The organism is Nonomuraea sp. NPDC047897 (assembly GCF_043204415.1).
Taxonomy (GTDB): domain Bacteria; phylum Actinomycetota; class Actinomycetes; order Streptosporangiales; family Streptosporangiaceae; genus Nonomuraea.
In genome coordinates, this window is the sequence record NZ_JBIDCC010000011.1 from 50584 (window position 1) to 77210 (window position 26627).

General features: G+C 72.3%; 19 protein-coding genes. 8 read left to right on the plus strand and 11 right to left on the minus strand.

The window, feature by feature from the left end:
• Window positions 1-11: 11 nt before the first annotated feature.
• On the minus strand, window positions 12-3539 hold the full coding sequence (gene dnaE / locus ACGF0J_RS24415) for a DNA polymerase III subunit alpha (protein ID WP_393149278.1): 3528 nt from the start codon (window positions 3537-3539) through the stop codon (window positions 12-14).
• A 303-nt stretch (window positions 3540-3842) separates the two neighbouring features.
• Window positions 3843-4868, minus strand: a complete 1026-nt coding sequence (locus ACGF0J_RS24420; protein ID WP_393149279.1) for a chorismate mutase — start codon at window positions 4866-4868, stop codon at window positions 3843-3845.
• A 646-nt stretch (window positions 4869-5514) separates the two neighbouring features.
• Between ACGF0J_RS24420 and ACGF0J_RS24425 the strand changes: the two genes are divergently transcribed.
• Genes ACGF0J_RS24425 through ACGF0J_RS24445 form a run of 5 tightly spaced genes read left to right on the plus strand, consistent with a single transcriptional unit; the run spans window position 5515 to window position 11218 of the window.
• Entirely contained in the window at window positions 5515-7554 is a 2040-nt protein-coding gene (locus tag ACGF0J_RS24425; protein ID WP_393149280.1) for a protein kinase, read from the plus strand.
• A 10-nt stretch (window positions 7555-7564) separates the two neighbouring features.
• Window positions 7565-9358: a protein kinase gene (locus ACGF0J_RS24430; protein WP_393149281.1), complete on the plus strand. Its 1794-nt coding sequence runs from the start codon at window positions 7565-7567 to the stop codon at window positions 9356-9358.
• An 11-nt stretch (window positions 9359-9369) separates the two neighbouring features.
• Window positions 9370-10218, plus strand: coding sequence for an AraC family ligand binding domain-containing protein (locus tag ACGF0J_RS24435; protein ID WP_393149282.1), 849 nt, complete (start codon window positions 9370-9372; stop codon window positions 10216-10218).
• A 29-nt stretch (window positions 10219-10247) separates the two neighbouring features.
• The gene (locus tag ACGF0J_RS24440; protein WP_393149283.1) at window positions 10248-10910 is read left to right on the plus strand and encodes an AzlC family ABC transporter permease; all 663 of its coding nucleotides are present in this window, start codon (window positions 10248-10250) and stop codon (window positions 10908-10910) included.
• On the plus strand, window positions 10907-11218 hold the full coding sequence (locus ACGF0J_RS24445; RefSeq protein WP_393149284.1) for an AzlD domain-containing protein: 312 nt from the start codon (window positions 10907-10909) through the stop codon (window positions 11216-11218). The genes ACGF0J_RS24440 and ACGF0J_RS24445 overlap by 4 nt, the downstream gene beginning before the upstream one ends.
• Window positions 11219-11323: 105 nt before the next feature.
• Here the strand turns inward: ACGF0J_RS24445 and ACGF0J_RS24450 are convergent, their stop codons facing one another.
• Window positions 11324-11740, minus strand: coding sequence for a nuclear transport factor 2 family protein (locus ACGF0J_RS24450; protein ID WP_393149285.1), 417 nt, complete (start codon window positions 11738-11740; stop codon window positions 11324-11326).
• 180 nt (window positions 11741-11920) lie between these two features.
• On the opposite strand from ACGF0J_RS24450, the gene ACGF0J_RS24455 reads away from it, so the two are divergent.
• Together ACGF0J_RS24455 and ACGF0J_RS24460 are read left to right on the plus strand one after the other, a co-directional pair.
• Window positions 11921-12853 (plus strand): hypothetical protein, encoded by a 933-nt coding sequence (locus ACGF0J_RS24455; RefSeq protein ID WP_393149286.1) that lies wholly within the window; start codon window positions 11921-11923, stop codon window positions 12851-12853.
• Window positions 12854-12931: 78 nt separating this feature from the next.
• Window positions 12932-14461 (plus strand): protein kinase, encoded by a 1530-nt coding sequence (locus ACGF0J_RS24460; RefSeq protein ID WP_393149287.1) that lies wholly within the window; start codon window positions 12932-12934, stop codon window positions 14459-14461.
• Window positions 14462-14516: 55 nt separating this feature from the next.
• Here ACGF0J_RS24460 and ACGF0J_RS24465 read toward each other — a convergent pair whose 3' ends face one another.
• The 3 genes from ACGF0J_RS24465 to ACGF0J_RS24475 are packed head-to-tail and all read right to left on the minus strand — an operon-like array spanning window position 14517 to window position 16392.
• A complete protein-coding gene (locus ACGF0J_RS24465) occupies window positions 14517-15446 on the minus strand; it encodes an RluA family pseudouridine synthase (protein WP_393149288.1) in 930 nt (309 codons plus the stop codon).
• Window positions 15443-16039 (minus strand): signal peptidase II, encoded by a 597-nt coding sequence (locus ACGF0J_RS24470; protein ID WP_393149289.1) that lies wholly within the window; start codon window positions 16037-16039, stop codon window positions 15443-15445. The genes ACGF0J_RS24465 and ACGF0J_RS24470 overlap by 4 nt, the downstream gene beginning before the upstream one ends.
• On the minus strand, window positions 16003-16392 hold the full coding sequence (locus tag ACGF0J_RS24475; protein WP_393149290.1) for a TraR/DksA family transcriptional regulator: 390 nt from the start codon (window positions 16390-16392) through the stop codon (window positions 16003-16005). Before ACGF0J_RS24475 ends, ACGF0J_RS24470 begins: the two co-directional genes overlap by 37 nt.
• A gap of 469 nt (window positions 16393-16861) precedes the next feature.
• On the opposite strand from ACGF0J_RS24475, the gene ileS reads away from it, so the two are divergent.
• A complete protein-coding gene (ileS, locus tag ACGF0J_RS24480; protein ID WP_393149291.1) occupies window positions 16862-20008 on the plus strand; it encodes an isoleucine--tRNA ligase in 3147 nt (1048 codons plus the stop codon).
• A 115-nt stretch (window positions 20009-20123) separates the two neighbouring features.
• On the opposite strand, the gene ACGF0J_RS24485 is transcribed toward ileS, so the two are convergent.
• The 5 genes from ACGF0J_RS24485 to ACGF0J_RS24505 form a co-directional block, all read right to left on the minus strand.
• Window positions 20124-22385 (minus strand): ATP-binding cassette domain-containing protein, encoded by a 2262-nt coding sequence (locus ACGF0J_RS24485; protein WP_393149292.1) that lies wholly within the window; start codon window positions 22383-22385, stop codon window positions 20124-20126.
• 193 nt (window positions 22386-22578) lie between these two features.
• On the minus strand, window positions 22579-24612 hold the full coding sequence (locus ACGF0J_RS24490) for a hypothetical protein (RefSeq protein ID WP_393149293.1): 2034 nt from the start codon (window positions 24610-24612) through the stop codon (window positions 22579-22581).
• Window positions 24613-24654: 42 nt separating this feature from the next.
• Window positions 24655-25521 carry a DivIVA domain-containing protein gene (locus ACGF0J_RS24495; protein ID WP_393149294.1) on the minus strand — a complete coding sequence of 289 codons (867 nt, stop codon included), beginning with the start codon at window positions 25519-25521 and terminating at the stop codon, window positions 24655-24657.
• A 106-nt stretch (window positions 25522-25627) separates the two neighbouring features.
• A complete protein-coding gene (locus tag ACGF0J_RS24500) occupies window positions 25628-25918 on the minus strand; it encodes a YggT family protein (protein WP_393149295.1) in 291 nt (96 codons plus the stop codon).
• A gap of 80 nt (window positions 25919-25998) precedes the next feature.
• Window positions 25999-26499, minus strand: a complete 501-nt coding sequence (locus ACGF0J_RS24505) for a cell division protein SepF (RefSeq protein ID WP_393149541.1) — start codon at window positions 26497-26499, stop codon at window positions 25999-26001.
• Window positions 26500-26627 lie beyond the last annotated feature (128 nt).

The window sequence follows — 26627 nt, forward strand, 5'->3', positions numbered from 1 at the left end:
ACGGGGGCGGGTCAGCCGCCGAGGCAGGCCGGGCCGAGGAGCTCCTTCAGGTCGCCCATGAGCGCCGGTGACTGGGTCACGCGGAGCCGGTCCTCGACCCGCATGACCGTCGTCTTGGGCCCGTTGTGCACCTGCAGGTGCACCTCGGAGGTGCCCGGGTGGGTGGTGAGGATCTCCTTGAGCCGGCCGACCACCGGCGGCGTGCACCGGTTGAGCGGCAGGCTGACGAGGAGCGGCCCGCCCGCCTCCTGGGTCAGGTCGGGCGCCGTCACCTCCATGGCGATGATCTTGGCGACGTCCTCCCGCTTGTCGATGCGCCCCTTGACGAAGACGATCGCGTCCTCGGCCAGGATCGTCGAGCAGAGCTGGTAGGCGGACGGGAAGATCATGACCTCGATCGAGCCTTCGAGGTCTTCGAGCTGGGTCAGCACCCAGGTGTCGCCCTTTTTGGTGATCTTGCGCTGCACGCCGCTGAGGATGCCGCCCACGGTGACGATCTGCCCGTCGGGGCGGCTGTCGTCCTGCAGCGCGGCGATCGTGCAGTCGGCGCCCGAGGCGAGGATGTGCTCCACGCCGAACAGCGGGTGGTCGGAGACGTAGAGACCGAGCATCTCCCGCTCGAACTGGAGCAGGGTGTTCTTGTCCCACTCGCCGACCGGGATCTGCACGTCGAAGGTCTGGTCCTCGCCGCCGTCGACCGCGCCGAACAGCGAGTCCTGGCCGATCGCCTCGTTCTTCTTGATGTCGATGATCGCGTCGACGGCCTGCTCGTGCACCATGACCAGGCCCTTACGCACGTGGCCCAGCGAGTCGAACGCGCCCGCCTTGATCAGCGACTCGATCACCCGCTTGTTGCAGACGATCGCCGGCACCTTGCGCAGGAAGTCCTTGAAGTCGCCGAAGCGGCCCTTCTCCTTACGGGCCGCGATGATGCCGTCGACGACGTTGCCGCCGACGTTGCGGACCGCCGACAGGCCGAAACGGATGTCGGTGCCGCGCGGCGTGAAGTCGAAGTCGGAGTCGTTGACGTCCGGCGGGTAGACCTTGATGCCCATGCGCCGGCACTCGTTGAGGTAGAGGGCCGATTTGTCCTTGTCGTCCTTGACGCTGGTCAGCAGGGCCGCCATGTAGGCGGCCGGGTAGTTGGCCTTGAGGTAGGCGGTCCAGTAGGCGACGAGGCCGTAGCCGGCGGTGTGCGCCTTGTTGAAGGCGTAGTCGGAGAACGGCAGCAGGATGTCCCACAGCGCCTTGATGGCGGCGGCCGAGAAGCCGTTGTCCTGCATGCCCTTCTCGAAGAACTCGAACTGCTTGTCCAGCTCGGACTTCTTCTTCTTGCCCATCGCGCGCCGCAGCAGGTCGGCGCCGCCGAGCGAGTAGCCGGCGACCTTCTGGGCGATGGCCATGACCTGCTCCTGATAGACGATCAGGCCGTGGGTCGTGTCGAGGATCTCCTTGAGCGGCTCCTCCAGCTCGGGATGGATCGGGGTGATCTCCTGCTGGCCGTTCTTGCGCAGCGCGTAGTTGGTGTGCGAGTTGGCGCCCATCGGGCCCGGCCGGTAGAGGGCCAGGGCCGCGGAGATGTCCTCGAAGTTGTCGGGCCGCATCAGCCGCATCAGCGAGCGCATGCCGCCGCCGTCGAGCTGGAAGATGCCGAGCGTGTCGCCGCGCGCCAGCAGCTCGTACGTCTTGGCGTCGTCCAGCGGCAGCTCCAGCAGCTCGATCTGCTCGCCGGTGGTGCCCTCGATGGCCTTGAGACAGTCGTCGATGATCGTCAGGTTGCGCAGGCCCAGGAAGTCCATCTTCAGCAGGCCGAGCGTCTCGCAGGTCGGGTAGTCGAACTGCGTGATGATCGCGCCGTCGGAGTCGCGGCGCATGATCGGGATGTAGTCGGTCAGCACCTCGGACGACATGATCACGCCGGCGGCGTGCACGCCGGTCTGCCGGATCAGGCCCTCCAGGCCCTTGCCGAGGTCGATCGTCGCCTTGACGTCGACGTCCTCCTCGTAGAGCTTGCGCAGCTCACCCGCCTCGTTGTAGCGCGGGTGGTCCTTGTCGAAGATGCCGGACAGCGGGATGTCCTTGCCCATGACGGCGGGCGGGAACGCCTTGGACACCCGGTCGCCGAGCGCGTAGGGATAGCCGAGGACGCGGCCGGCGTCCTTGATGGCGGCCTTCGCCTTGATGGTGCCGAACGTGGCGATCATGGCGACCTTGTCGGCGCCCCACTTCTCGGTCACGTAGCGGATCACGTCGGCGCGCCGGCGCTCGTCGAAGTCGATGTCGACGTCGGGCATGGAGACGCGCTCGGGGTTGAGGAAACGCTCGAAGATCAGGCCGTGCGGGATGGGGTCGAGGTCGGTGATGCCGAGGGCGTAGGCCACCAGCGAGCCGGCCGCCGAGCCACGGCCAGGCCCGACGCGGATGCCGTTGTTCTTGGCCCACATGATGAAGTCGGCGACCACGAGGAAGTAGCTCGGGAAGCCCATCTGGACGATGACCCCGAGCTCCTTCTCCACCCAGGCCCGGTGCTCCTCGTCCACGCCGCCCGGGAAGCGGCGCTCCATGCCCTTCCAGACCTCCTGCCGGAAGAACTGCTCCTCCGTCATGCCCTCGGGGATCGGGAAGGTCGGCATGAGGTTCTTGAACTCGAAGAACCCGGTCGGATCGACCTTCTCCGCCACCAGCAGGGTGTTGCGGCAGCCCTCGGCCCACAGGTCGGAGGAGTCGACGGCGCGCATCTCGTCGGCCGTCTTGATGTAGTAGCCGGAGCCGTCGAACCGGAACCGGTCGGGGTCGGAGAGCTGCTTGCCCGTCTGGATGCACAGCAGGGCGTCGTGGGAGGCGGCGTCGGACTCGTAGGTGTAGTGGGAGTCGTTGGTGACCAGCGGCGGGATGGCCAGCTCCTTGCTGATCCTGGTCAGCCCGTCGCGGACGCGGCGCTCGATGTCGAGGCCGTGGTCCATGATCTCCAGGTAGTAGTTGTCCTTGCCGAAGATCTCCTGGAAGCGCGCCGCCGCCTGGAGCGCCAGGTCGTACTGGCCGAGCCGCAGCCGGGTCTGCACCTCGCCCGACGGGCAGCCGGTGGTCGCCATCAGCCCCTCGGCGTGCTCGGCGAGGATCTCGGCGTCCATCCGCGCCCACTTGCGCACGAACCCCTCGGTGTAGGCGCGCGAGCTGAGCTTCATCAGGTTGTGCAGGCCCGCCTTGTCGCGCGCCCAGATCGTCATGTGGGTGTAGTAGCCGCCCGCGGAGACGTCGTCCCTCTTCTGGTGCGGCTCGCCCCACAGCACCGGCTTCTTGTTGTGCCGCAACTCCGGCGCGACGTACGCCTCGATGCCTATGACCGGCTTCACGCCCGCGGCGGTCGCCTGCTTGTAGAAGTCGTAGGCGCCGTGCATGTTGCCGTGGTCGGTGATGGCGATCGCGGGCATGCCCAGCTCGCCGACCTGTTTGAACATCTGCTTGAGCCGTGCGGCCCCGTCGAGCATGGAGTATTCGGTGTGCACGTGCAGATGGACGAACGAGTCGCTGGACGACATGGAGCGGCGCCTCCGAGTCTGCGGGTCAGCCGGCCGGCCCGGCGCGTCCGGGCGGTCGAGGGTGTGCTCCGACTCTAGTGCTCCCCGCCGACAACCCGCGTCCGTACGAGGGGGCGGCGCGTCACCTGGCGACGACCTCCTGACACCCTGTCAGCCCGCCCCCCGCACCGGCTTCCGCACCGTCTCCCGGGCCACCTCCCGCACCGCCTCCCGGGCCGTCTCCGGGCCGTCTCCGGGCCGCCTCCCGGGCCGCCTCCCGCATCGTCTCCCGGGTCGTCTCCGGGCCGCCTCCCTCCGGGCGGGTCACCGGTGGGCGCGGCGTTCCTCCGCCAGGTGCAGGCCGGCCTCGATGACCGCGTTCATGATGGCGGCCAGCCGCTCCTCCCCCAGCTCGGGCGCGCGCCGGGCCATCCGCGCCACCAGGGCCCGCTCCCGCCCCGGGTCGCGGCCGGCGAAGCCGCCGACGGGCTTGAGCGTCTGCACGACGCCGGCCAGCGCGGCACGCCGCTCCAGCAGCGTGGCCAGGGCGGCGTCGACCCGGTCGATCGCCTCCCGGCACTCCTCCAGCGTGTCGGGCGTCTCGGGCCGGAGCAGCGCCCCCACGAGCGTCACCGCCTCCTCCGCCGCCCGCCGCCCACCATCCTCGAACCCGTCCTCGAACCCGCCCTCGGGACGGTCCTCGAACTCCCCCGCTGGACCGTCCGCTGCACCGATCGCGGCGTTGCGGGCCGCGCCGGAAGCGGCGCCACGAACAGCGCCGTGCCCGCCGCCCGCCTCGCCGCGCGATCTCGGGTACGGGACACCGTCCGGCCCCGCCCCGGCCGGATCCGCCACGATCAGGCCGTCGGCCCCGGCAGCCACCGCCGCGGCGGACAGCCCCGGGTCGGCGCGCACGTCGGCCACCACCGGACGGCCGGACGCCGCCCGTGCGGCCCGCAGCAGGCCGAGGTCGAGCCGCCCGCCCTCGCACAGGATCACCTGGTCGTCGCCCTCGGCCGCGCAGTAACCGGCCAGCGTGAGCCACTCCTCCAGCGACGCCGAGGGCCTGCGCTCCACCACCACGGGCAGCCCCAGCCCGGCGACGGCCCGGACGAGCGGGATGTCGCGGGTCCAGGCCGCGCCGACCACCACGCCGTCGGCCCGTTCGGCGATCCACGGCAGGTCACCGGCGCCGGACGGCTCCACCAGCCTCGCCCGCCCGCGCAGGGTCCGCGCCGCGTCCCCGCGCCGCTCGCGCAGGCTCACCCGGCCGCCGATCACCACGGCCGGTCCCGCGCCGACCGGCGTCCCGCCCAGGGTGACGACGCGGCGTTCCAAGGTCGATGACATCTCGGCTCCTCACTCGGGCCGGCCCTTCGGAAGCCGGCGGAAAACCAAAAAGGCAGAGACGGGCGTCTCTGCCTCTTGCCGACTCCAGGTGGTCGCTACCCGGCGACCGGCCCTCCCGGAGCCGGCTCGGTAAACGTGTAGCGACAGGTCATGTCAGAAACCCTACACCCGCCCTCCACCCGCCTCCGTTCCCTGAAGGAAGCGGCTTCTCGCCGAGCCGCTCGCGGGACTGCTCGCCGCAGTCAATCGTGACACCGGCCTGCGGCAGGCGGTGCGGCGATGCTCCGGCGCGGCGTCGCGCGACTGCCGGTGGCCCTCCACGCACCGCGCGAGCGCGGCGCACCGCCTGGCGGTGGGTCGCAGCGGAACTTGAACGACCTGCGCGCGCCCACCTCTCACGTTCCGTGACGAGACGACCACGATGTCGGCCGGTACGGCAGAACCCGGAAGGCCTCCGCCAGGCGCGGACCTCGCAGGCCAGAGCCCACTCAGGCCTCGGCGGGCCGCCCACTCCCGATCCACCCGACGGCCGAAGCCGCCGGCCCCCTCGGGAGGTCCTGACGGCGGACTGTCCTTCGAGCGAGTCGCCGATGATCCCTCGCTATGGGAGTATTTCTTGGCCTAGAGGGAGGGTTTGAGGCCGTTGATGTCGGATCGCAAGCGGGACGGACGCCGCATCGCCGGCCGCTACCAGCTGCTGGAACCCATTGGCAAGGGCGGGATGGGCATCGTCTGGCGCGCCCATGACGAGTTGCTGGATCGCACGGTGGCGGTCAAGGAAGTCCGTTATGCCGCCGCTCTGGGCGACGAGGTGCAGATGCTCAACCGGCGCACGATGCGCGAGGCGCGGGCGGCGGCCAGGTTCGAGCACCCCAACGTGATCGTCGTGCACGACGTGATCGAGGAGGACGACCGCCCCTGGATCGTCATGCAGCTCGTCCAGTCGCGCTCCCTGGGCGCGGTCATCAAGCAGGACGGGCCGCTGAAGCCGAAACGGGTCGCCGAGATCGGCCTGGCGGTGCTCGACGCCCTGCACCGCGCGCACGAGTCGGGCGTGCTGCACCGCGACGTCAAGCCCGAGAACGTGCTCCTGGCCGACGACGGCCGGGTGGTGCTGACCGACTTCGGCATCGCCACGCTGGAGACCGAGACACAGCTCACCGTGACCGGCCTGGCGGGCACTCCGGCGTTCATCGCGCCCGAGCGGCTCAAGGGGCTGCCCGCACGGCGCGAGTCCGACCTGTGGTCGCTCGGCGCGACCCTCTACACCGCCGTGGAGGGCCGCTCGCCGCACGAGCGCGGCATGGCGCTGGCCACCATGCACGCGGTGCTCACCGACCCGCCGGACCCGGCTCCCCACGCGGGCCCGCTGGCCGAGGTGATCGACCTGCTGCTGGCCAAGGAGCCGGTGCAGCGTCCCTCGTACGAGGAGACCGAGCGGCTGCTGCGCGAGGCCATCGCCGCCTCGACCCCGCGGCAGGTGAGCCGGCCCCCACGGGCCGATTCGCCGCGCGCCACCGCGGTGATGCCGGCCCAGCGGCCGGCCCCCGAGCCGGCTCCGATGGACGACGACGCCCCGACCGACCCGGATCTGCCGATGCCCGGAGCCGCCGGGACGCCGGCCCCCGAGTCCAGGCCGGCGCGGCCCGCGGCCAAGCCGCGTCCCATCTCGGCGCGGCCCTCGTCCGCGCGACCCGCCGCCCGGCCCGACGCGGCGCGGCCCGACTCCGCGCGTTTCGACTCCATGCGGCCCGACTCCGCGCGGCCCGACTCCGCGCGTGCGGAGTCGCGGGCCGAGGCCGGGCGCCCGGCGGCGGCGCGCACCCCCGCCCCGGCGCCCGCACCGGCCGACCCGTGGGCGGCGCAGCCCGCCCACGAGTTGCCCGAGACCGGCGCGCGGATCACCCCGGCGACCGGCGACCCCGACCGGCTCCTCCCCCCGACAGCGCTCTCCTCCCGGTCCGACCTGCGCGGCCGGCCCTGGCCGGTCGTCGCGGCGGCTGGCGCCGTCGTGCTGGTGGCGGCGATCGGCGGCTACCTGGGGCTCAACTCCGCCGCCGACGACCGCCCCGGCTCGACGCGCACCGGCGCCGTCGCCACGCCGTCCGCGTCCGCGTCCGTCTCCGCCTCCGAGTCGTCCGACGGCCCCCCGGCGTCGCCGACGGCCGAGTCGAGCCCGAGCGCGAGCCCCACCGAGACGGCGAGCCCGAGCGCCTCGCCCAGCGAGACGGCCGACGCGCTGCCCGACGGCTGGAAGATGTACAAGGACAAGAAGATGGGCTTCTCCGTCGGTCTGCCGAAGGGCTGGGACGTCCACACCCGCAACTCCAACCAGGTCACCTTCCGCGGCCCCGGCGCCGGCCCCAAGTCCTACCTGCTGATCGAGGAGGCGTCGAACCCGGGCCCCGATCCGTACAAGGACTGGATCAAGCAGGAGCCGATACTCAAGCACAACTTCGGTGGCTACGAGAAGCTCGACATCAAGAAGGTCGACTACCAGAAGGCGGCCGCCGACTGGGACTTCACCTGGAACGCCAACTCGGGTCCGTCGCGGGTGCGCAACCGGGGCTTCGTCACCGACAACGGCCGCGGCTACGCCATCTACTGGCACACGCTCAAGAGCAGGTGGAAGAAGGACCTGCACTTCTTCGAGGGCTTCTGCGCGACCTTCAAGCCCCGCAAGTAGGCTCGCCGACGTGGAAAGGCAGGTCGGCAACCGCTACCGCCTCGTCGAGCCGATCGGCGAGGGCGGCATGGGCGTGGTCTGGCGCGCCTACGACGAGCTGCTCGACCGCACCGTGGCGGTCAAGGAGGTCCGCTACTCCGGGGTCGCCGACGACGAGCGGGCCCAGCTCAACCGCCGCACCATCCGGGAGGCCCGGGCGGCGGGCCGGCTCGACCATCCCTCGGTGGTCGTCATCCACGACGTGGTCGAGGAGGACGGCCGGCCGTGGATCGTGATGCAGCTCGTCCGGTCGCGCTCACTGGCCCAGGTGGTCCGCGAGCGCGGGCCGCTGCCCGCCGGGCAGGTGGCGGTGATCGGCTGGCAGGTGCTCGACGCGCTGCGCGCCGCGCACGCCACCGGTGTGCTGCACCGTGACGTCAAGCCCGAGAACGTGCTGCTGGCCGACGACGGCCGGGTGGTGCTGACCGACTTCGGCATCGCCTCGCTGGACGCGGAGGCGGGCCTGACCGCCACGGGTGGCCTGGTGGGCACGCCCGCGTACATGCCGCCCGAGCGGCTGCACGGCGAACCGGCCCGGCCCGAGTCCGACCTGTGGGCGCTCGGCGCGACGCTGTACGCGGCCGTGGAGGGCGCGCCGCCGTACCAGCGCGACTCGTGGGCGGCGACGGTGGCCGCGGTGCTGCGCGACAAGCCCGAGCCGCCCCGGCGGGCGGGGCCGCTGACGCCCGTCATCATGGGGCTGCTGCACCGCGATCCGGCCGCCCGCATGCCGGCCGGGGAGGCCGCGCGGCAGCTCCGCGCCGCCGCGAGCCACGCCACGCCCGGCAGGGCTCCTGGTCACCCGACCCACCCCTCGCCGGGGGCCGCCTCCGGCCACCCGACCCTCCAGGCTCCGGGTCTCCCTGCCGCCGGTCATCCCGGCTTCGGCCACCCTCCTGCCGTCCATCCCGGTCCCGGCCGCCCTCCGGCCGGGAACCCCGATTCCGGCCACCCTCCGGCCGGTAACCCCGGCCACGTCGCCCACCCGGCGCACGGCGCTCCGGCCGGTCCTGGCGCCCGTGTGCCGGACGGTGGCGGAAGGCGGCGGCCGCGCGGCGTGCTGCAGGTGGTGGCCGCCGTGACGGCCGCCGCCGTGCTCGGCGTCGGCGCCATGCTGCTGACCAACCGTACCGACTCTCCGGGCGGCGGCACGGGCGCCACGGACCGGGCGGGCACGGCGACCTCCGGCGGCCCGGGCAGCGGCGCGCCCGCCACTCCCGCCACGCCCGCCACGCCCGTCGCCACCGGCATGGCAACCGCCACGGCGGCGACCCCCGGCGCCACGCCGTCCGGTCCCACGCGCGTCGCGCCGCCTCCCGGCTGGCGCTTCTACACCAACGCGGCCGGGCGCTTCTCGGTCGCCGTCCCGCGTGGCTGGCGGGCGGTCCAGAGCCGGGAGCGGGCCAGCGTCACCGTCCGGCCTCCCGGCTCGCCCAGCAAGCTGATCATCGAATGGACCGTCGCGGAGCGGCCATGGACGGACCCGGCGCGGCACTGGGCAGATCTGGAGAAGGAGATCCTGGCCAAGAGGGAGTTCTCCGGCTACCGGCGCCTGTCCATCGAGCCCACCACCTACCTGGGCCGCCCGGCGGCCGACTGGGAGTTCACCCGTGAGGCCGACGGCACCGTGATCCACGTGGTCAACCGCGGTTTCCGCACCGCCTCCGGCCGCCCGTACGCCATCTACTGGGAGACGACGGAGGCCCGCTGGCCGCGCGAGCGCCGCTACTTCGACACGTTCGCCCAGACCTTCACCCCCCGCTGAGGCGAGCGGCGGTGGAGGAGCAGGCGAGGTTCTGGCGGCATCCCGCGGTGCCCGACGTGGACCTGCTCAAGGCCCGCTACGTCACCCACCGCTTCGCCCGGCACGCCCACGCGGAGTACGCGATCGGGCTGATCCTGGACGGTGTCGAGGAGTTCGCCTACGGCGGCACCGTGCACCGGGCCGGCGCGGGGGAGATCGTGCTGGTGAACCCGGAGGTCGCGCACACCGGCCACGCGGGCGTGCCCGGCGGCTGGGCGTACCGGATGCTCTACCCGTCGCTGGAGTCGATGACCGAGATCGCCGCCGACCTGGGCAGGGCGGGCGCCACGCCGTACTTCCCCGAGCAGGTGGTGCGCGACCCGGCGCTCGCCGCGCTGCTGGAGCGGGCGCACCGGGCGGCCGAGCGGGGCGACGGCCTTGCGGCCTCCACGCTGACGCGCACGCTGTTCGGCCGGTTGCTGGCCCGCCATGGGGCGCCGGGCCCGCTCACCGATCCCCTCGCCGGTCGCGGAGCGGTGCCCGCCGGGGCGGGGCGGCGGGCCGTCCGCGAGGCGATCGAGGTGCTCGGCGCGAGCCTGGCCGACCCGCCGACGCTCGACCGGCTGGCGGAGACGGTGCGGGCCAGCCCGTTCCCGCTGCTGCGGGCGTTCAAGGCCGAGACGGGGCTGCCGCCGCACGCCTACCTCACCTCCCTGCGGGTCCGGCGGGCGCGCCGGCTGCTGAAGTCGGGCCGGCCGCCCGCCGAGGTGGCGGCCGAGGTGGGCTTCACCGACCAGGCCCACCTGAGCCGGCACTTCAAGCGGATCGTCGGCGTGCCGCCGGCGGCGTACCAGCGGGCCGCAGGAACGTACAAGACCTGACATCGTCCCAGGTCATAGCCTCGGGTGGTATGGAAGAGACATCACACCGCGCCGCCGCGATACGGGACGGTCTGGGCGTGGGCGTGGCCGTGGGGCTGGCCGGGCTCGCCTTCGGCGCCGCTGCCGTCACCGCGGGCATGAGCATCGCCCAGGCGTGCGTGCTGAGCCTGCTGGCGTTCACCGGGGCCTCGCAGTTCGCGCTGGCCGGCGCCGTCGGGGCGGGCGGCGACCTCGCCGCGTCGGCCGCCGGGGCGCTGCTGCTGGGCGGCCGCAACACCCTGTACGGCCTGCGCCTGGCCGGACTGCTGCGGGCGAGTGGTCCGCGCAGGCTCGTCGTCGCGCAGGGCGTGATCGACGAGACCACCGCGGTGGCGCTGGCCCAGCCGAACCCGGCCGCGGCCCGGGCGGGCTTCACCGCCACGTTCGCCGCCGTGTACGTCACCTGGAACCTCACCACCCTCGGCGGGGCCGTCGGCACGTCGTTCCTGGGCGACCCGCGCATGCTGGGGCTGGACGCGGTGGGCCCGGCCACGTTCCTGGCGCTGCTGTGGCCGCGGCTGACCCGCAGCGCCGAGCTGCGGTGGCTGGCGGCGGGCGGCGCGGCGATCGCGCTGGCCGCCACGCCGTTCCTGCCGCCGGGCGTGCCCGTGCTGCTGTCGGCCGTGGCGGTGCTGGGGGTGATGGTGCGATGACGCTGTGGTGGGCGGTCGCCGTGGTCTGCGCCGGCTGCTACGCGCTCAAACTGGCGGGGCTGGCGGCTCCGCGCTGGGTTCTGGAGCATCCGGTGGTGAGCCGGTTCGCCGAGCTGGTGCCGGTCGCGCTGCTCGCGGCGCTGGTCGCGGTGCAGATGTTCAGCGAGCAGGGACGGCTGTACGTCGACCCGGCCCGGACGGCCGGCCTCGCCGCGGCGGTGGTCGCGCTGCTGCTCCGCGCGCCCTTTCTGATCGTCCTGGCCATTGCCGCCCTTGTTACTGCCCTTGTCCGGGTTCTCGGCGGGTAGTCGGCCCCTGAGATCGGCGCACGCGCGGCGGTCACGTCGTCACCGTCTGCCTGCTCACCGTGGCGGTGGCGGGGCTGCGCACCGCGGAGGGGAGCCGTGCGGGTCTCATGCGAGCCGCTCCGGGATCGGCGCCAGAGCGTAGTTGGCCCATACGAAGGCGTCCATCTGGTGCTGGTCACCGGAGAGATTGACCACCCGGTCGACCTTGCCGTCGGCGTCGAAATGCCACACCAGTGCCCACAGGGTGTCCACCTCGCCGATGCCCTGAGTCGTCCAGCCGCGGTGGATGTCCACGACGTGGTCCTGGTTGGCCTCCAGAAACACCGGTTCGGCCTGGAAACCGGCCTTTCCGAGTTGCTCCAGGAAGGCGGCCACCTCCGGCACACCGCGCTTGACACCCGACAACGGATGGCGGCCGGGGATGATCCACTCGATGTCGTCTGCCAGCACCGACCGCATGCCGTCGAGGTCGTGTGCGGCATAGGCGGCGAAGAAGCGCTCGATGGCCTCGATCTTGTTCATGGCGATCCTCAGGTGTAGGTCGAAGCGGCCTTGGGTTGACGCTGCATGGCGGGAAGCCCCTCGGGTCACGAGCGGGCGCCTGGGGGATTCATGCGGACAGCATGGCGACCCACATGGTGGACTGAACACCCGAAAAGGCTGCACATGTGCTTGCATACTCCTGCACGTAGACGTGAGGTGATGATGAGCCTGGCCGACCTCGGACTGACCCCCGAGCAAGAACGCGCCTACCGCTACTTCCTGCGCAACCCGCGCGCCGATCGGCAGAGCGCCGCCCTGGACCTCGTCATGCCCGAGGTGGATCGGTCGATCGTTGAGCTGCAGACGCTCGGCCTGCTGGACGCGTCTCTGATCGCGATATCTCCCACCGCCGCGGTGGACCTGCTGGTACAGCGGCGCATCGAGCAGACCCGGCGCCAGCTCACCGAGCTCACCTCAGCCTGGGACGTCGTCAGGGAACTGGCCGAGGAACAACGCCGGGGCCGTCCGGTCCAGCTCGTGGAACACCTTCCGGACGGACAGAGCGTCACCAGCCGTACCCGCGCCCTGCTGAGCGCTGACGCCGATGACTACATGCACATGAAGTCACACGCCCTGATCGGCGACCCACGCTACGATGCCGCCCCCTTCAAGCGCGCGCTGGCCGGAGGGTTGACCAGCCGGACTCTCTTCTCCGTCCGCGCCCTGGAAGATCCACGGCAGGAGTCCCACGCCAAGCAGTTGCACGCCCTCGGAGATCTGCACCGCGTCACCGCCGAGCCGATCCGGCACATGGCCATCGTCAACCGGTCCGTCGCCTTCGTCCAGGCCGACCCGACCGGGCCGAAGGCCGGTGCGCTGGAGATCCGCCAGCCGGGGGCGGTCGCGATGCTCGTGGACGTGTTCGAAGGCATGTGGGCGCGGGCGCGGGACCTGGACGACCTGCCGCTGTCGCCGATCGAGCAGCGGGTGCTGCGGGCGCTGACCGTCCACGGCACCGACGAGGCCGCCGCCCGGTCGATCAACGTATCGGTCCGCAAGTTCCGTACCCACGTCGCCGCCCTCATGACTCGCCTGGGCGCCGACACCCGTTTCCAGGCAGGCGCCCTGGCCAACGAGCGCGGCTGGCTGTGAGGCGCCCTTTCTGCCGTCCTGCTCATTGCCCTGGCTATTACTGCGCTTGTCCGGGTTTTTAGCGGGTAGTCGCCCTCCATGTCCGAATCAGCGGGGATGGTCGGTGGACGATACCGGCTGCTCAGGACCATTGGCCAGGGCGGCATGGGAACGGTGTGGCAGGCGCACGACGAGGTGCTGGGCCGCGACGTCGCGGTGAAGGAGGTGCATCCGCCCCCGGATCTGACGGGCGCCGAACGCGACGTGTTCAGCGTCCGCACCTTCCGCGAGGCGCGGGCGGCCGGGCGGGTGGCGCACCCGGGGGTCGCCGCGGTCTACGACGTGCTGGAGGAGCGCGGCCATCCATGGATCGTCATGCAGTTCGTCCGGTCGCGCACGCTGGGCCAGCTCGTCCGTGACGACGGTCCCCTCCCGCCCTCCCAGGCGGCGGCGGTCGGGCTGCAGCTGCTGGAGGCGCTGCACGCGGCGCACGCGGCGGGCGTGCTGCACCGGGACGTCAAGCCGGACAACGTGCTGCTGACCGACGACGGCAGGGCGGTGCTGACCGATTTCGGCATCGCCACCACCGAGGACGAGGCTCCGGTCACCCGGACCGGCATCCTGCTCGGTACGCCCGCGTTCATCTCCCCCGAGCGGGCCGCGGGCGGCCAGGCCACCCAGGCCTCGGACCTGTGGTCGCTGGGGGTGACGCTGTACGTGGCCGTCGAGGGCCACTCGCCGTTCCAGCGCCCGCATGCCCTGGCCACGCTCGGCGCGGTCATGCACGACGAGCCGGCGCCGCTGTCCCGCGCGGGCGCGCTGGGGCCGGTCCTGCTCGGATTGCTGCGCAAGGACCCGGCCGAGCGGATGACGCTGGACGAGGCGCGGATGCGGCTGCACGCCATCGTCGCGGGCAGCGCCCCCGAGCCGACAGCGCCGGTGGCCGTCCCGCCGATCCCCCGCCAGGCGCCTCCGCCCGGGGCGACCCCGCCCGTCCCGCCGGGCGCGTCCGGACCGCCGGCCCCGCAGCAGGCGCAGGCTCCGCCGGACGCGCAGGCCCCGCCGTCGCCCCGCCGGCGCACCTCGCTGCTGGCCCTGGCGGCCGGGGTGGTCGCCGTCGGGCTGGCCACGGGCGGCACCGCCTGGTGGTCGCAACGGGACGGGGCCGACCGGCCGCCGGCGACCGTACCGGCCGTCGTGAACTCGCCGAAGCCGTCCGCCGGGGAATCGCGCCCCTCCGCCGACCCGCGCGCCACCGAGCCCGCCACCGGACCCACCACCCAGACCGCGACCGGGCCCGCCGAGCCGCGCGTACTGCAGAGCGAACAGCCGCCGGACGAGCCCCGGTCGCAGCCGACCGCCCAGCCCCGTTCGGACGAACCGAACCGTGAGCCGAACCGCGAGCCCACGCGGCAGCCGACACGGCAGCCGACGAAGAAGCCCACCGAGGAGCCGTCCCGCGAGGAGTCGGGCGACCGGCCCGCCTCACGCGACCCGGGCCAGGTCGAGCCGTCCTCGGACGGCGGCGACGCAGACGCCGGCAAGAGCGGGGAGAACGGCGGGAACGCCCAGCGGGGTGACGGCGACCAGCCGCAGGAGGTCGCCGCGAAGGGCCCCGAGACGCCCTGACGGGCGGGCGGGGCGGACGGACGGACGGGCAGGGCGGGCGGGCAGGGCGGGGCGGTCAGGACTCGGCGCGCACCAGGTCGAGGGCCTTCTGCAGGTCCTCGGGGTAGTCGGTGCCGAACGACACCCACTCCCCCGTGCCCGGGTGCTCGAACGCGAGCGACACGGCGTGCAGCCACTGCCGGCCCACGCCCAGCCGGGCCGCGATCGTCGGGTCGGCGCCGTACATGAGGTCGCCCACGCAGGGGTGGCGCAGCGCCGACATGTGCACCCGGATCTGGTGGGTGCGGCCCGTCTCCAGCTTGATGTCGAGCAGCGACGCCGCCCGGAACGCCTCGATCGTGTCGTAGTGGGTGACCGACGGCTTGCCGCCCGCCACCACCGCGAAGCGGCCGTCGCCGGACGGGTGCCGGTCGATGGGCGCGTCCACCGTGCCGCGGAACGGGTCGGGATGGCCCTGCACCAGCGCGTGGTAACGCTTGTCGACCGTGCGCTCCTTGAAGGCGCGCTTCAGCCAGGAGTAGGCGTGCTCGCTCTTGGCCACCACCATCACGCCGGTCGTGTTGGCGTCGAGCCGGTGCACGATGCCCTGGCGTTCGGCCGCGCCGCTGGTGGCGATGGTGTGCCCGGCGCCGAGCAGGCCGCCGAGGACGGTGGGGCCGGTCCAGCCGACGGTCGGATGGGCGGCCACGCCGATGGGCTTGTCGACCACGACGATGTCGTCGTCCTCGTGGACGACGCGCATGCCGGGCACCGGCTCGGCCACCGGCGCCGGAGCGCTCACCGGGGGCGGGAGCGTCACGTCGAGCCAGGCTCCGGCGTGCACCCGGTCGGACTTGGCGGGCTGCCGGCCGTCGACCAGCACCTCGCCGGCCGTGATCAGCTCGGCCGCCCGGGTGCGGGAGAAGCCGAACAGCCGCGACAGGGCGGCGTCGAGCCGCTCGCCCTCCAGCCCGTCGGGCACGGGCAGGCTCCGCTGCTCGCTCAACCCTTGCCCTCCCTCGTTCCGTCGATCTGGTAACCCCGCCAGGCCAGGACCACCGCCAGGATCCCGCCGCAGACGATCGCCGAGTCGGCGATGTTGAAGATGGGGAAGTAGTCGATCACGGGGAAGTTGCCGGGCAGGACCTCGATGAAGTCGACCACGTGACCCTGGAACTGCGTGCTCCTGCCGAAGCCCGAAGGATAGCGCAGCAACCGGTCGGTCAGGTTGCCGAACGCCCCGCCGAGGAGCAGGCCCAGGGTGAAGGCCCACGGCCGGCTGCCGAGGGTGCGCGCCGTGCGCAGGATGGCGATCACCACACCGGCCGCGATGAAGGTGAAGACGATCGTCATCCCGGTGCCGATGCTGAACGCGGCGCCCGAGTTGAAGATCAGCCTGAACTGCAGGACGCCCGGCAGGACCACGAGGGGACCCTGGCGATCCTCCAGGGCGCCCAGCGCCCACGTCTTCGTCGCGAGGTCACTCACGTAGATGACCGCCGCCAGCGCGCCGAGAACGGTGAGCAGCAGGCGGCGGTCGCGCCGGGACGCGCCCTGCGGCGCTACCGGCGTTCCTCCCTCTGCTTGCAGGTCACGCACAGCGTCGCCCTCGGGAACGCCTGAAGGCGTTCCTTGCCGATCGGCTTGTGGCACGATTCGCACACTCCATAGGTCCCTGCGTCGATCCTGGCGATCGCACGTTCGCTCTGCGCGAGCAGGTCGCGCGCATTCAGGGTAAGGGCGATCTCGCGTTCGCGCTCGTACGTCTTCGCGCCGGCGTCCGCCTGGTCGTCACCCGCTCCCTGGGTGACGTCACCGGAGGCGATCTCCATCTCGTGCCGCAGGATGTCGGCGTTCAGCTCGTCGATCTCCCGCTGCAGGACGCCGCGTACCTCGGCCAGCTCATCGTCGGACCACATCGCGGGTGTAGCGGTCTGCGTGACTGCCGTCATGGCGCCTCCCTGGTGACAAGGCCGCTGATCAAGGCCTGAATGGTGCGGGCAGCTTAGGTGCCCCTGTAACAGAGCGGCAAACGACCCTCCGGCCGATTTACCTCTCCCGTACTATCCAGTCGCGCCCGTTCAACTCCTGCCGAGCCCAAGTCCATTCCCCAACTTTGTCGCCGTTTGCGAGTTGCCGACCGGAGCCAGGGCTCTCACCAGCGAAACCCGGAAGCCATACGCCCCGCTCTGCGTTATGGTGTGAAGCACTGCAAGGCGTTGATGGGGCCCTCGGCTGTGAGGGATATCACCCCGGAGCCGCCGGAAGAACGGCTCCCCGGAGCTCACTAGACCCGGCAGCAGGCCAATGAAGTGGGCCTCGGTCTCCCGAGGCCAAGAAGGGTGGTACCGCGGGGCCGTGTCCGGCTTCGTCCCTTCACGCCGATCTGTCGTTCAGTGACCGCGTGGAGGCTCGCCCGAGATGTCGTCCCCTACTTTCCGCTCTCTTCCCGCGCAGGTCGACCTGCCCGCGCTCGAGCGCGAGGTCCTCGACCGGTGGCGGGACGGGAAGATCTTCGAGCGTTCCGTCGAGCAGAACGACGGCAACCCCGCCTGGGTCTTCTACGAGGGCCCGCCCACCGCCAACGGGCTGCCCGGCGTCCACCACGTCGAGGCCCGCGTCTTCAAGGACATCTTCCCCCGCTACAAGTCGATGCGGGGCTTCAGCGTGCCGCGCAAGGCCGGCTGGGACTGTCACGGCCTGCCGGTCGAGGTCGGCGTCGAGAAGGAGCTCGGCCTCTCCGGCAAGCGCGACATCGAGGCGTACGGGATCGCCGAGTTCAACGCCCGGTGCCGTGAGTCGGTGCTGCGGCACGTCGACGCGTTCGAGCAGATGACCGAGCGGATGGGCTACTGGATCGACCTGTCCACCGCCTACCGCACCATGGACCCCTCCTACGTCGAGTCGGTGTGGTGGTCGCTGAAGGTCATCTTCGACAAGGGGCTGCTGTTCCGCGACTTCCGCATCACGCCGTACTGCCCGCGCTGCGGCACCGGCCTGTCCGACCACGAGCTGGGCCAGCCGGGCGGCTACGAGACCGTCTCCAGCCCGTCGGTGTACGTCCGCATGCCCGCCACCTCCGGCCCGCTGGCCGAGCTGGGCGCGTCCCTGCTGATCTGGACGACGACGCCGTGGACGCTCGTGTCCAACACGGCGGTGGCCGTGCACCCCGACGTGACCTACGTGGCGGCGCGCACCGCCGACGGCGAGGTGCTGGTGGTGGCCGAGCCGCTGCTGCACGTGCTGGGCGAGGGCGCCACCGAGGTGGCCCGTCTCACCGGGCGGGAGCTGGAGCACACCACCTACGCCCGGCCGTTCGAACTGGTCGACATCCCCGACGCCCACCATGTGGTGCTCGGCGACTACGTGACGGTCGAGGACGGCACCGGCCTGGTGCACCAGGCTCCGGCGTTCGGCGCCGACGACCTGGCGGTGATCAAGCGGTACGGCCTGCCGGTCGTCAACCCGATCGGCCCCGACGGGCGCTTCCTCGACGAGGTGCCGATGGTCGGCGGCATGTTCTTCAAGGACGCCGACGAGACGCTGACCGGCGACCTGCGGGCGCGCGGGCTGCTGTTCCGCGGCGGCCACTTCGAGCACAGCTACCCGCACTGCTGGCGCTGCCACACGCCGCTGCTCTACTACGCGCTGCCGTCCTGGTACATCCGCACCACCGCGGTCAAGGACGCGATGCTGGCGGAGAACGCGAAGACCAACTGGTTCCCCGACACGATCAAGTGGGGCCGGTTCGGCGAGTGGCTGCGCAACAACGTCGACTGGTCGCTGTCGCGCTCGCGCTACTGGGGCACGCCGCTGCCGCTGTGGGTGTGCTCGGCCGACGAGGGCCACGTGACGTGCGTCGGCTCCCTGGAGGAGCTGGGCCGCCTGGCCGGCCGCGACGTGTCGGCGCTCGACCCGCACCGCCCGTACGTGGACGACGTCACCTTCGGCTGCCCGGAGTGCGGCGAGACGGCCGTGCGAGTGCCCGACGTGATCGACGCCTGGTACGACTCGGGGTCCATGCCGTTCGCCCAGTGGGGGGCGCGCGGCAAGCCGGAGGGGGTCTACCCGGCGCAGTTCATCTGCGAGGCGACCGACCAGACCCGCGGCTGGTTCTACTCGCTGATGGCGGTCGGCACGCTGGTGTTCGGCCAGTCCTCCTACGAGAACGTGCTCTGCCTCGGCCTCATCCTGGCCGAGGACGGCCGCAAGATGAGCAAGCACCTCGGCAACGTGCTGGAGCCCATCCCGCTGATGGACGAGCACGGCGCCGACGCGCTGCGCTGGTTCATGGCCTGTTCCGGCTCGCCGTGGTCGGCCCGGCGGGTCGGTCACCACGCGCTGGAGGAGATCGTCCGCAAGGTCCTGCTGACCTACTGGAACACCGCGTCGTTCTTCACCCTCTACGCCGGCGCCGAGTCGTGGTCGCCGGCGATGCTCGCCGACGCGCCGCCCGCGGCCGAGCGGCCGCTGCTCGACCGGTGGGCGCTGGCCGAGCTGCACCGCACGGTGGCCGAGGTGACCGCGTCGCTGGACGAGTACGACACGCAGCGGGCCGGCCGCCGGCTCGCCGAGTTCCTCGACGACCTGTCCAACTGGTACGTGCGCCGCTCCCGCCGCCGCTTCTGGCAGGGCTCCCGCGAGGCGTTCGCCACGCTGTACGAGTGCCTGGAGACGGTGACCCGGCTGATGGCGCCGATCGCGCCGTTCGTCACCGACTACCTGTGGGACGTGCTGCGCTCCCCCGAGGCGCCGCCGTCGGTGCACCTGACGTCGTGGCCGCAGGCCCGCGCGGAGCTGATCGACCCGGCGCTGTCGGAGCAGATGGCGCTGGTCCGCCGCCTGGTGGAGCTGGGCCGCTCGGCCCGCGCCTCGTCCGGCGTCAAGACCCGCCAGCCGCTGCGCCGGGCGCTCGTCGGCGCGCACGGCTGGCCGTCGCTGCCGGCCGAGCTGCGTGATCTCATCGCCGACGAGCTGAACGTGCAGGTCCTGGAAGACATGTCCGGCTTCAGCGCCGACCTGGTGTCCTACACGGTCAAGCCGAACTTCCGGGCGCTCGGCAAGCGGTTCGGCTCTCAGACGAAGCTGGTGGCCGCCGCGGTGTCGGCCGCCGACCCGGCCTCGCTGGCTCCGACCCTGCGCTCCGGCGGCACGGTGACCGTCGAGGCGGCCGACCTCGGGCCGGTCACGCTCGGCGCCGACGACGTGATCGTCACCGAGCACCCGCGGTCCGGCTGGGCCGTGGAGACGGGCGCCGTCGACACGGGCACCGGCGAGACGGTCGCGCTCGACCTGGAGCTGACCGACGAGCTGCGCCGCGCCGGGCTCCTGCGCGAGGTCATCCGGCTGGTGCAGGAGGCCCGTAAGGCCACCGGCCTGTCCATCACCGACCGGATCGACCTGTGGTGGACCGCCACCAACGCCGACCTGGCGCAGGCGCTGGCCGCGGACGGCGGCCTGGTGGCCGAGGATGTGCTGGCCACGTCCGTCACCGAGGGCAGCCGGCCGGACCTGCCCGCGCACACGGACGCGGACCTGGGCCTGACCTTCCAGCTCCGCCGCGCCTGACCCGTCCGGGGCGGGGCGTCTCCGCGACGCCCCGCCCCTCGGACAGTCTCCTGAGGGCCGGCCGGCCTCAGTTCAGCCAGGCTCAGGCACAGCTCAGACACGGCTCAGACACGGCTCAGGCAGGGCTCGGGCAGGCGACGGCCCGCCGCAGGTGCTCGGCGGTCGCAGAGCCCTGTGCGGTGAGCAGCCTCGCCGGGGTGCCCTCGAAGATCACCCGGCCGCCGTGCCTGCCACCGCCGGGCCCGAGGTCGATCACCCAGTCGGCGCGCTTGACGACCTCCAGGTTGTGCTCGACGACGATGACGGTGTTGCCCCGGTCGACGAGGCGGTCGAGAAGGTCCAGCAGGGCGCCGACGTCGGCCGGGTGCAGCCCGGTGGTGGGTTCGTCCAGGACGTACACGCTGCCCGTCCGGTGCAGCTCACCCGCCAGCTTGAGCCGCTGGCGCTCCCCACCGGACAGGGAGCTGGTGGGCTGGCCGAGCGTCAGGTAGCCGAGCCCCACCTCCACCAGCGTGCGCAGCCGCGCGTTGACCGCCTTCTCCGGGAAGAACTCCACGGCCTGCTCCGCCGTCAACGCGAGCACGTCCACGATGGTCCTGCCGCGCAGCTCGTACCGCAGCGCCTCCGGGCCGAACCTGCCGCCGCCGCACGCCTCGCACACCCTCGTGACCGGGTCCATGAACGCCAGGTCGGTGTGGATCTCGCCGCGCCCCTCGCACACCGGGCAGGCCCCGGCGGAGTTGTGGCTGAACAGGCCGGGGTCCGCGCCGCCGGCCCGGGCGAACAGCTTCCGGATCGGGTCCAGCACGCCCAGGAACGACGCGGGGCTGGAGCGGGCCGAGACGCCGATGGCGCCCTGGTCCACCACGACGGCCTCGGGGTAGCGGGCGGCGAACACCTCGCCGACGAGCGTGGACTTGCCCGAACCGGCCACGCCGGTGACGCAGGTGAGCACGCCCGCGGGCAGCTCGACGGTGACGTCGTCGAGGTTGTGCAGGCTCGCCCCGTCGATGCGCAACGTCCCCACCGGCTCGCGGACCACGGTCTTCACCGGGGCCCGGTGGCCGAGATGGCGGCCCGTGAGGGTGTCCGCCCGCGCGAGCCCGGCGACAGGGCCCTGGTAGACGACCCGGCCGCCGTGCGTCCCCGCTCCGGGGCCCAGGTCCACGACGTGGTCGGCGACCGCCACCACGTCGAGGTCGTGCTCGACGACGAGCACGGTGTTGCCCTTGTCCCGCAACGCCAGCAGGAGGTCGTTCAGCCGGCCGACGTCGCTCGGGTGCAGCCCGGCGCTGGGCTCGTCGAAGACGTACGTCATGCCGGTCAGGGCCGAGCCCAGGTGACGGACCATCTTCAGCCGCTGCGCCTCCCCGCCCGACAGGGTGGACGTCTCCCGTTCCAGCGTCAGGTAGCCCAGGCCGATCCGCTCCACCCGGCTCAGCGCGGCGCGGGCGGTCGCGGCGACCGGGTTGTCCAGACCGTCGAGGACGGCGATGAGGTCGGTGACCTCCATCCGGCCGTAGTCCGCGATGGTGTGCGGCCCGATCGTGGTGCGCAGGGCCGCCTCGTTCAGCCTGGCGCCCGCGCAGGTCGCGCAGACACCCTCGGTGACGAAGGCCCGGACCGCCTCGCGGGTCCTGCCGGCCAGCCCCGACAGGTCCCGCTTGAGGTAGAGGCGGGTGAACCGGTCGGCCACGCCCTCGTAGTCGACCTTGTTGAGAGTGCCGTTCTTGCCGCGGACGTCCACCGTGAACCCGGCGCCGTGCAGGAGCAGCTCGCGCTCGTCGGGGGTGTAGTCCCTGACGGGCTTGGCCGGGTCGAACGTGCCGGACCTGGCGTAGATCTGCCACTGCCAGGTGCCCACCCCGAACAGCGGGAACCTGATCGCGCCCTCGTCCAGGGACCTGTCCTCGTCGAGGAACCTGTCGAGGTCCAGCCGGACCGCCCTGCCCAGGCCGTCGCACGCGGGGCACATCCCGGCCGGGTCGTTGAAGGAGTACGCGAACGAGTAGCCGGCGCTCGGCGTGCCGTACCGGGAGAACAGCACCCGGATGACGGGGAAGACGTCGGTCATGGTGCCGACGGTCGAGCGGGCGTTGACCCCGACGGGCTTCTGATCGACGACGATGGCCGCGCCGAGGTTGGCCAGGTCGTCCACCTCAGGCTTCTCATAGGCCGGCAGGCGGTTGCGGACGAACCAGCTGAAGGTCTCGTTGAGCTGCCGCTGCGACTCCACGGCCACGGTGTCGAACACCAGCGACGACTTGCCCGAACCCGACACTCCGGTGAAGACCACCAGGCGGTTCTTGGGGATGTCCAGGTCGACGTTACGGAGGTTGTTGACACGGGCGCCCCGGATCACGATGCAGTCCGTCATACGCAGTACCGTACATCGTACGGCGACGAGGTCGCGATCTCCACACCCGCGACAGGCACGGCCCGCGCCACGCAGTGCGGGGCCCACGCTCATGGAACGCCTCGGCTGGGTCCTGGTTTCCGGCCGCCCGAAAGGCAGCAGCTCCCGGCGCGGGTGCGTGCCGGGAGCTGCTGGGCTGGTCGGTGGAGCTTCGCTAGGCGACGGTCTCGCGGTCGCTCTGGCAGACCGAGCAGCTTGTCAGGCCGGCGTCCTCCGCCTCGGCCAGGGTCATGGTCTCCACACCGTCGTCTCCCGCGCCCTGGATCAGCGGGCAGTCGGTACCGTGGTAGCGCCGGGTCCCGACGATCACCTTGACGGTGCCGCCGCGTTCCTCACCGACCGCGCCGCCTTTCCGGCCGCTCCCGGCCTCGCCCTCGCCGACCGTCTCGTCCTTGCCGGTCACGGACTTACCGGCCGTCTCGTCGCCGCCGCCGGGCTTACCCGGTACGTCCTTACCGGCCATGTCGTCCTTGCTGCCAGGCTTGCCCGTCACGGGCTTACCGGCCGCCGCGGCACCGCCGGGCAGGGGGCCCCGGGCCTTCGCCGGAGACTCGGCCGCCGACGCCGGCCGCTCCGGTGCCGTGGGCCCGTCCGCCGGGCGGTCGCCCCGGGGCCCCGCCTGCGCGGACGCCGGCCGGGCACCTGCAGGCCGAGGCGCGGACTCCGATCCCGGCTTGCCGTCGGCGGGCCGAGCGGGCTTGACCGGGGGCTCGACCGGCTCGCCCGACGCGGAGACGGCACGCTGGGGCCGGGTCGCGGGGCCGGAATCGTCGTCATCGGGAGTTTCGGTCCGGGACGCTGCGGGACGCGCCGCCCCCTTGGCGGACGAACCGCCGGGCCGCTCACCGGAGGATCCGGTGGGTCCGCTCTCCGGGCGCCTGCCGGGGGATCCGGCAGCACCGGCCTCGGGGCGCTTGCCGGAAGGTCGGGCGGCGGAGGCTGCGGCAGGCGGCGTGATGTTCAGGATCGTCTCATCCCCGTCGCCCTCCCCGGCGGGCGAGCCGGCCTCGGGGTGCTTGCCGGAGGGCCGGCCGGTGGAGGCCGCGGCAGGCGGCGTGATGTTCAGGATCGTCTCATCCCCATCGCCCTCCCTGGCGGGCTTACTGGGGGTGGGGCGCTTGCCGGAGCCCTCGGGACGCTCGCCGGCCGGGTCGCCTGGGCGGGCCTGGGGCCGGTCGGGCCTGCCGCCCCTGGCCGGTGCGGGCCTGGCGCCCGGGGCGGGCGGAGGCGAGAGTTTGGGGTCCGTCTCGTCGTCGGCGGCGAGGGAGCGGGGGGACGTGGAGGAGCCGGGCGAGGTGCTGCCGGCAGCGTCGCCGGAGGGCGTGTCCAGGGACGCGGGGCGGGCGAACCACCCCTTCGACCCGTCCTCTCCGGAAGTGGCGGGATCGGGCTCAGGTCCGGAGGCGGGAGCGGGGGAACCGGGCTTCGGCTTGGCGGCGGGCTCGGTGGCCGAATCGCCGACCGGGCCGGTGCCGGAGGCGGCCGGTCCGGTGCCGGAGGCGGCCGGGCCCTTGGCGGGTCCCGAGGCCGGAGTCTTCGCCGGCTCCGCGCCGGCGAGCTCGGGGTCGGTGGCGGGCTCGGGGTCGGCTCCGGGAGGCAGTTGCCGTCCGCCGAGCGCGGCATCGGGCAGGCACGCCGTGCAGGGGGTGAAGCCCTCCTCGCGTGCCTCCTCGTACGTCAGCTCCTCGTGATCCCGGCCGATCAGCTGGCGGCACCCCGGGACGTGGTAGCGCTTGCGTCCGGGGATCACCAGGACGATCGCGTCCGGGGAGATCCCCCTCGCCGCCGGACGGCGCGGGGCCGTCGCGGGCGCCGTCTGCGGCATCGTCACCGTCGGCTGCGGGGCGCGCGGGTGCCGGGACTGCGGCGCTCCCGCCGGACCGGTCTGGCCGGGCGGCCGGCCCTGCGGACCGGTCGTGGCATGCGGACCGGTCGGGGCGTGCGGTGCGGTCTGACCGTGCGCGACGCCGGGTGGCACGAGCCCTGCCGGTGGGGTGGCCGGCCCTGCCGCCTGCCCACCACCGGGGAACAGCTCGTGACGCCGCAAGAAGGCCCCGATCACCAGGAACAGCGCGGACAGCACGCTGGCCACGATGGACCACATGATCAGGTAAACCTTGGCCAGTACGAAGCCCGCGATCAGCAGAATGACCGCCGCGAGCACCAGACCAGCACTGATTAGGATCACAGAGGGCTCTTTCGAGTGACGGGTCCTTGTTGACCCGCTACTTTACCGGCGGTCGTTGTGAGGACCGTCACCGCCGGGGAAAGCGCCCTGGGGAGGCTCGCCGCCGAAGGGGCTGGGGCCGCCGGGCAGGGGCTGCTGGCCGCCCTGGGGGACGGCGTGCGACATGGCCGGAGCGGAGGGGCCGCCCGACATCACCGGGAAGGCACCGCTGCCCTCGGCGGAGACGTTGAGCTCGGCGAGCTGGTTCTCCAGGTAGAGCTTGAGACGGCTGCGGTATTCGCGCTCGAAGCTGCGCAGCTCCTCGACCTTGCGCTCGAGCTCGTCGCGCGTCTGCACGAGGGAGCCCATGGCCTGGCGGTGGCGCTCCTGCGCGTCGCGCTCGAGCGTCTCGGCGCGGGCGCGGGCGTCGCCGATGACCTGCTCGGCCTGACGGCGTGCCTTGGTCAGGATCTCGTCGGCCTCGCGGCGGGCACGGGTGACGGTCTCGTCGGCCTCGCGGCGGGCGTCGGCGATCGCCTGGTCGGCGGTCTGCTGAGCCAGGGCGAGGACGCGGGCCGCGGTGTCCATGTTGTCCTCGGCGGGCGGCATGTTCATCGCCACGGGGACCGGCTGCTGCTGCGGCTGCGGCTCGGGCGCCTTCATCGGCTCCGGCTGCGGCGGCATCATCATCTCGGGCTTGGGCTGCTCCTGCACGGGGGCGGAGGCCATCGGCATGTTCATGCCGCCCGGCACTTTCCCGCGCAGGCACTCGGCCAGCTTGGCCCGCAGCTCCTCGTTCTCCTGGATCAGGCGGTCAAGCTCGGCCTCGACCTCGTCGAGGAACGCGTCGACCTCTTCCTCGTCATAGCCCGGGCGCAACCGGGTGGTACTGAACTGCTTGTTCCGCACGTCAGCGGGCGTCAGCGGCATCTTTTGGTCTCCTTGGCGCGCGTGGAGTCTGTCCGGAGGGACTGTGGACCCGATTCACTTCAGCGCGGACACGAGTTGGCTCTCGACCGGTGCCCCGCAGCCCCCGTCACCGGCCCAGCCATCCAACGATCTGGATGAGGAGGAGGACGACGATGAAGAGGACGGTGAAGCTTAGGTCAAAGGCCACCGTACCCAACCGGAGCGGAGGAATGAAACGGCGGAGGAACTTGAGGGGTGGGTCTGTTGCGGTGTATGTGGCCTCCGCCAGCACCAGCACGACCCCGGAGGGACGCCACTGCCGGGCGAACGCCTGCACCGTCTCGAAGATCATCCTGCCGATGAGCAGCACCAGATAGAGCGACAGGACTACGACCAAGATCTGACTTACGATCCCCACGGTCTGGCCGCGCCTCCACTTCCGGTGTGCCCTCCGGGCCTCGCTGAGGCCTGGTGGGGTGCGATAGACATACAGAGACTCTAACTCTGGTTGAAGAACCCGCGTTCCGCGATTCGTGCCTTGTCCTCGGCGGTCACCTCGACATTGGCTGGGGACAACAGGAACACCTTGTTGGTAACACGTTCGATGCTGCCGTGTAGGCCAAAGACCAGACCTGCCGCGAAATCCACAAGGCGCTTGGCGTCGCTGTCAACCATCTCGGTCAGGTTCATGATCACCGGGGTGCCGTCGCGGAAGTGCTCGCCGATCGTGCGGGCCTCGTTGTACGTGCGGGGGTGCAGCGTGGTGATGCGGGCCAGATCGGTCGTGCGGCGCTCCAGGACGGTCGTGGCGGGCCTGGGGGCGGGCACGCCCGCCTCGGGCTCCTCCTCGCGCTCCTGGACGGCCACGGGACGCTCCTCGCCGGTGCGCGCCGGCTCGTCCTCGTAGGCGTAGTCGTCGGGGTAGGTCTCGTACCTCTCGTAGCGGTCGTCCTCCACGAGACCGAGGTAGACCGCCATCTTGCGCATCGCGCCGGCCATCGCTACGTCGTCCTCCCGCTCATGGTCGCACTCGCTCGGGCCTGTCGCGAGGGCCCGAGGCGGCAGCCGCACCCCCCCTTGAAGCTCACCGCAGATCGACCTCTACCGTTGGCGTGGGCCTGAAGGCC

Bases quoted from the DNA above. Each gene is read 5' to 3' on its own strand.
- dnaE (WP_393149278.1), bottom strand. From the start codon at position 3,539: ATGTCGTCCAGCGACTCGTTCGTCCATCTGCACGTGCACACCGAATAC.
- ACGF0J_RS24420 (WP_393149279.1), bottom strand. From the start codon at position 4,868: ATGTCATCGACCTTGGAACGCCGCGTCGTCACCCTGGGCGGGACGCCG.
- ACGF0J_RS24425 (WP_393149280.1), top strand. From the start codon at position 5,515: ATGTCGGATCGCAAGCGGGACGGACGCCGCATCGCCGGCCGCTACCAG.
- ACGF0J_RS24440 (WP_393149283.1), top strand. From the start codon at position 10,248: ATGGAAGAGACATCACACCGCGCCGCCGCGATACGGGACGGTCTGGGC.
- ACGF0J_RS24445 (WP_393149284.1), top strand. From the start codon at position 10,907: ATGACGCTGTGGTGGGCGGTCGCCGTGGTCTGCGCCGGCTGCTACGCG.
- ACGF0J_RS24450 (WP_393149285.1), bottom strand. From the start codon at position 11,740: ATGAACAAGATCGAGGCCATCGAGCGCTTCTTCGCCGCCTATGCCGCA.
- ACGF0J_RS24455 (WP_393149286.1), top strand. From the start codon at position 11,921: ATGATGAGCCTGGCCGACCTCGGACTGACCCCCGAGCAAGAACGCGCC.
- ACGF0J_RS24460 (WP_393149287.1), top strand. From the start codon at position 12,932: ATGTCCGAATCAGCGGGGATGGTCGGTGGACGATACCGGCTGCTCAGG.
- ACGF0J_RS24475 (WP_393149290.1), bottom strand. From the start codon at position 16,392: ATGACGGCAGTCACGCAGACCGCTACACCCGCGATGTGGTCCGACGAT.
- ileS (WP_393149291.1), top strand. From the start codon at position 16,862: ATGTCGTCCCCTACTTTCCGCTCTCTTCCCGCGCAGGTCGACCTGCCC.
- ACGF0J_RS24485 (WP_393149292.1), bottom strand. From the start codon at position 22,385: ATGACGGACTGCATCGTGATCCGGGGCGCCCGTGTCAACAACCTCCGT.
- ACGF0J_RS24495 (WP_393149294.1), bottom strand. From the start codon at position 25,521: ATGCCGCTGACGCCCGCTGACGTGCGGAACAAGCAGTTCAGTACCACC.
- ACGF0J_RS24505 (WP_393149541.1), bottom strand. From the start codon at position 26,499: ATGGCCGGCGCGATGCGCAAGATGGCGGTCTACCTCGGTCTCGTGGAG.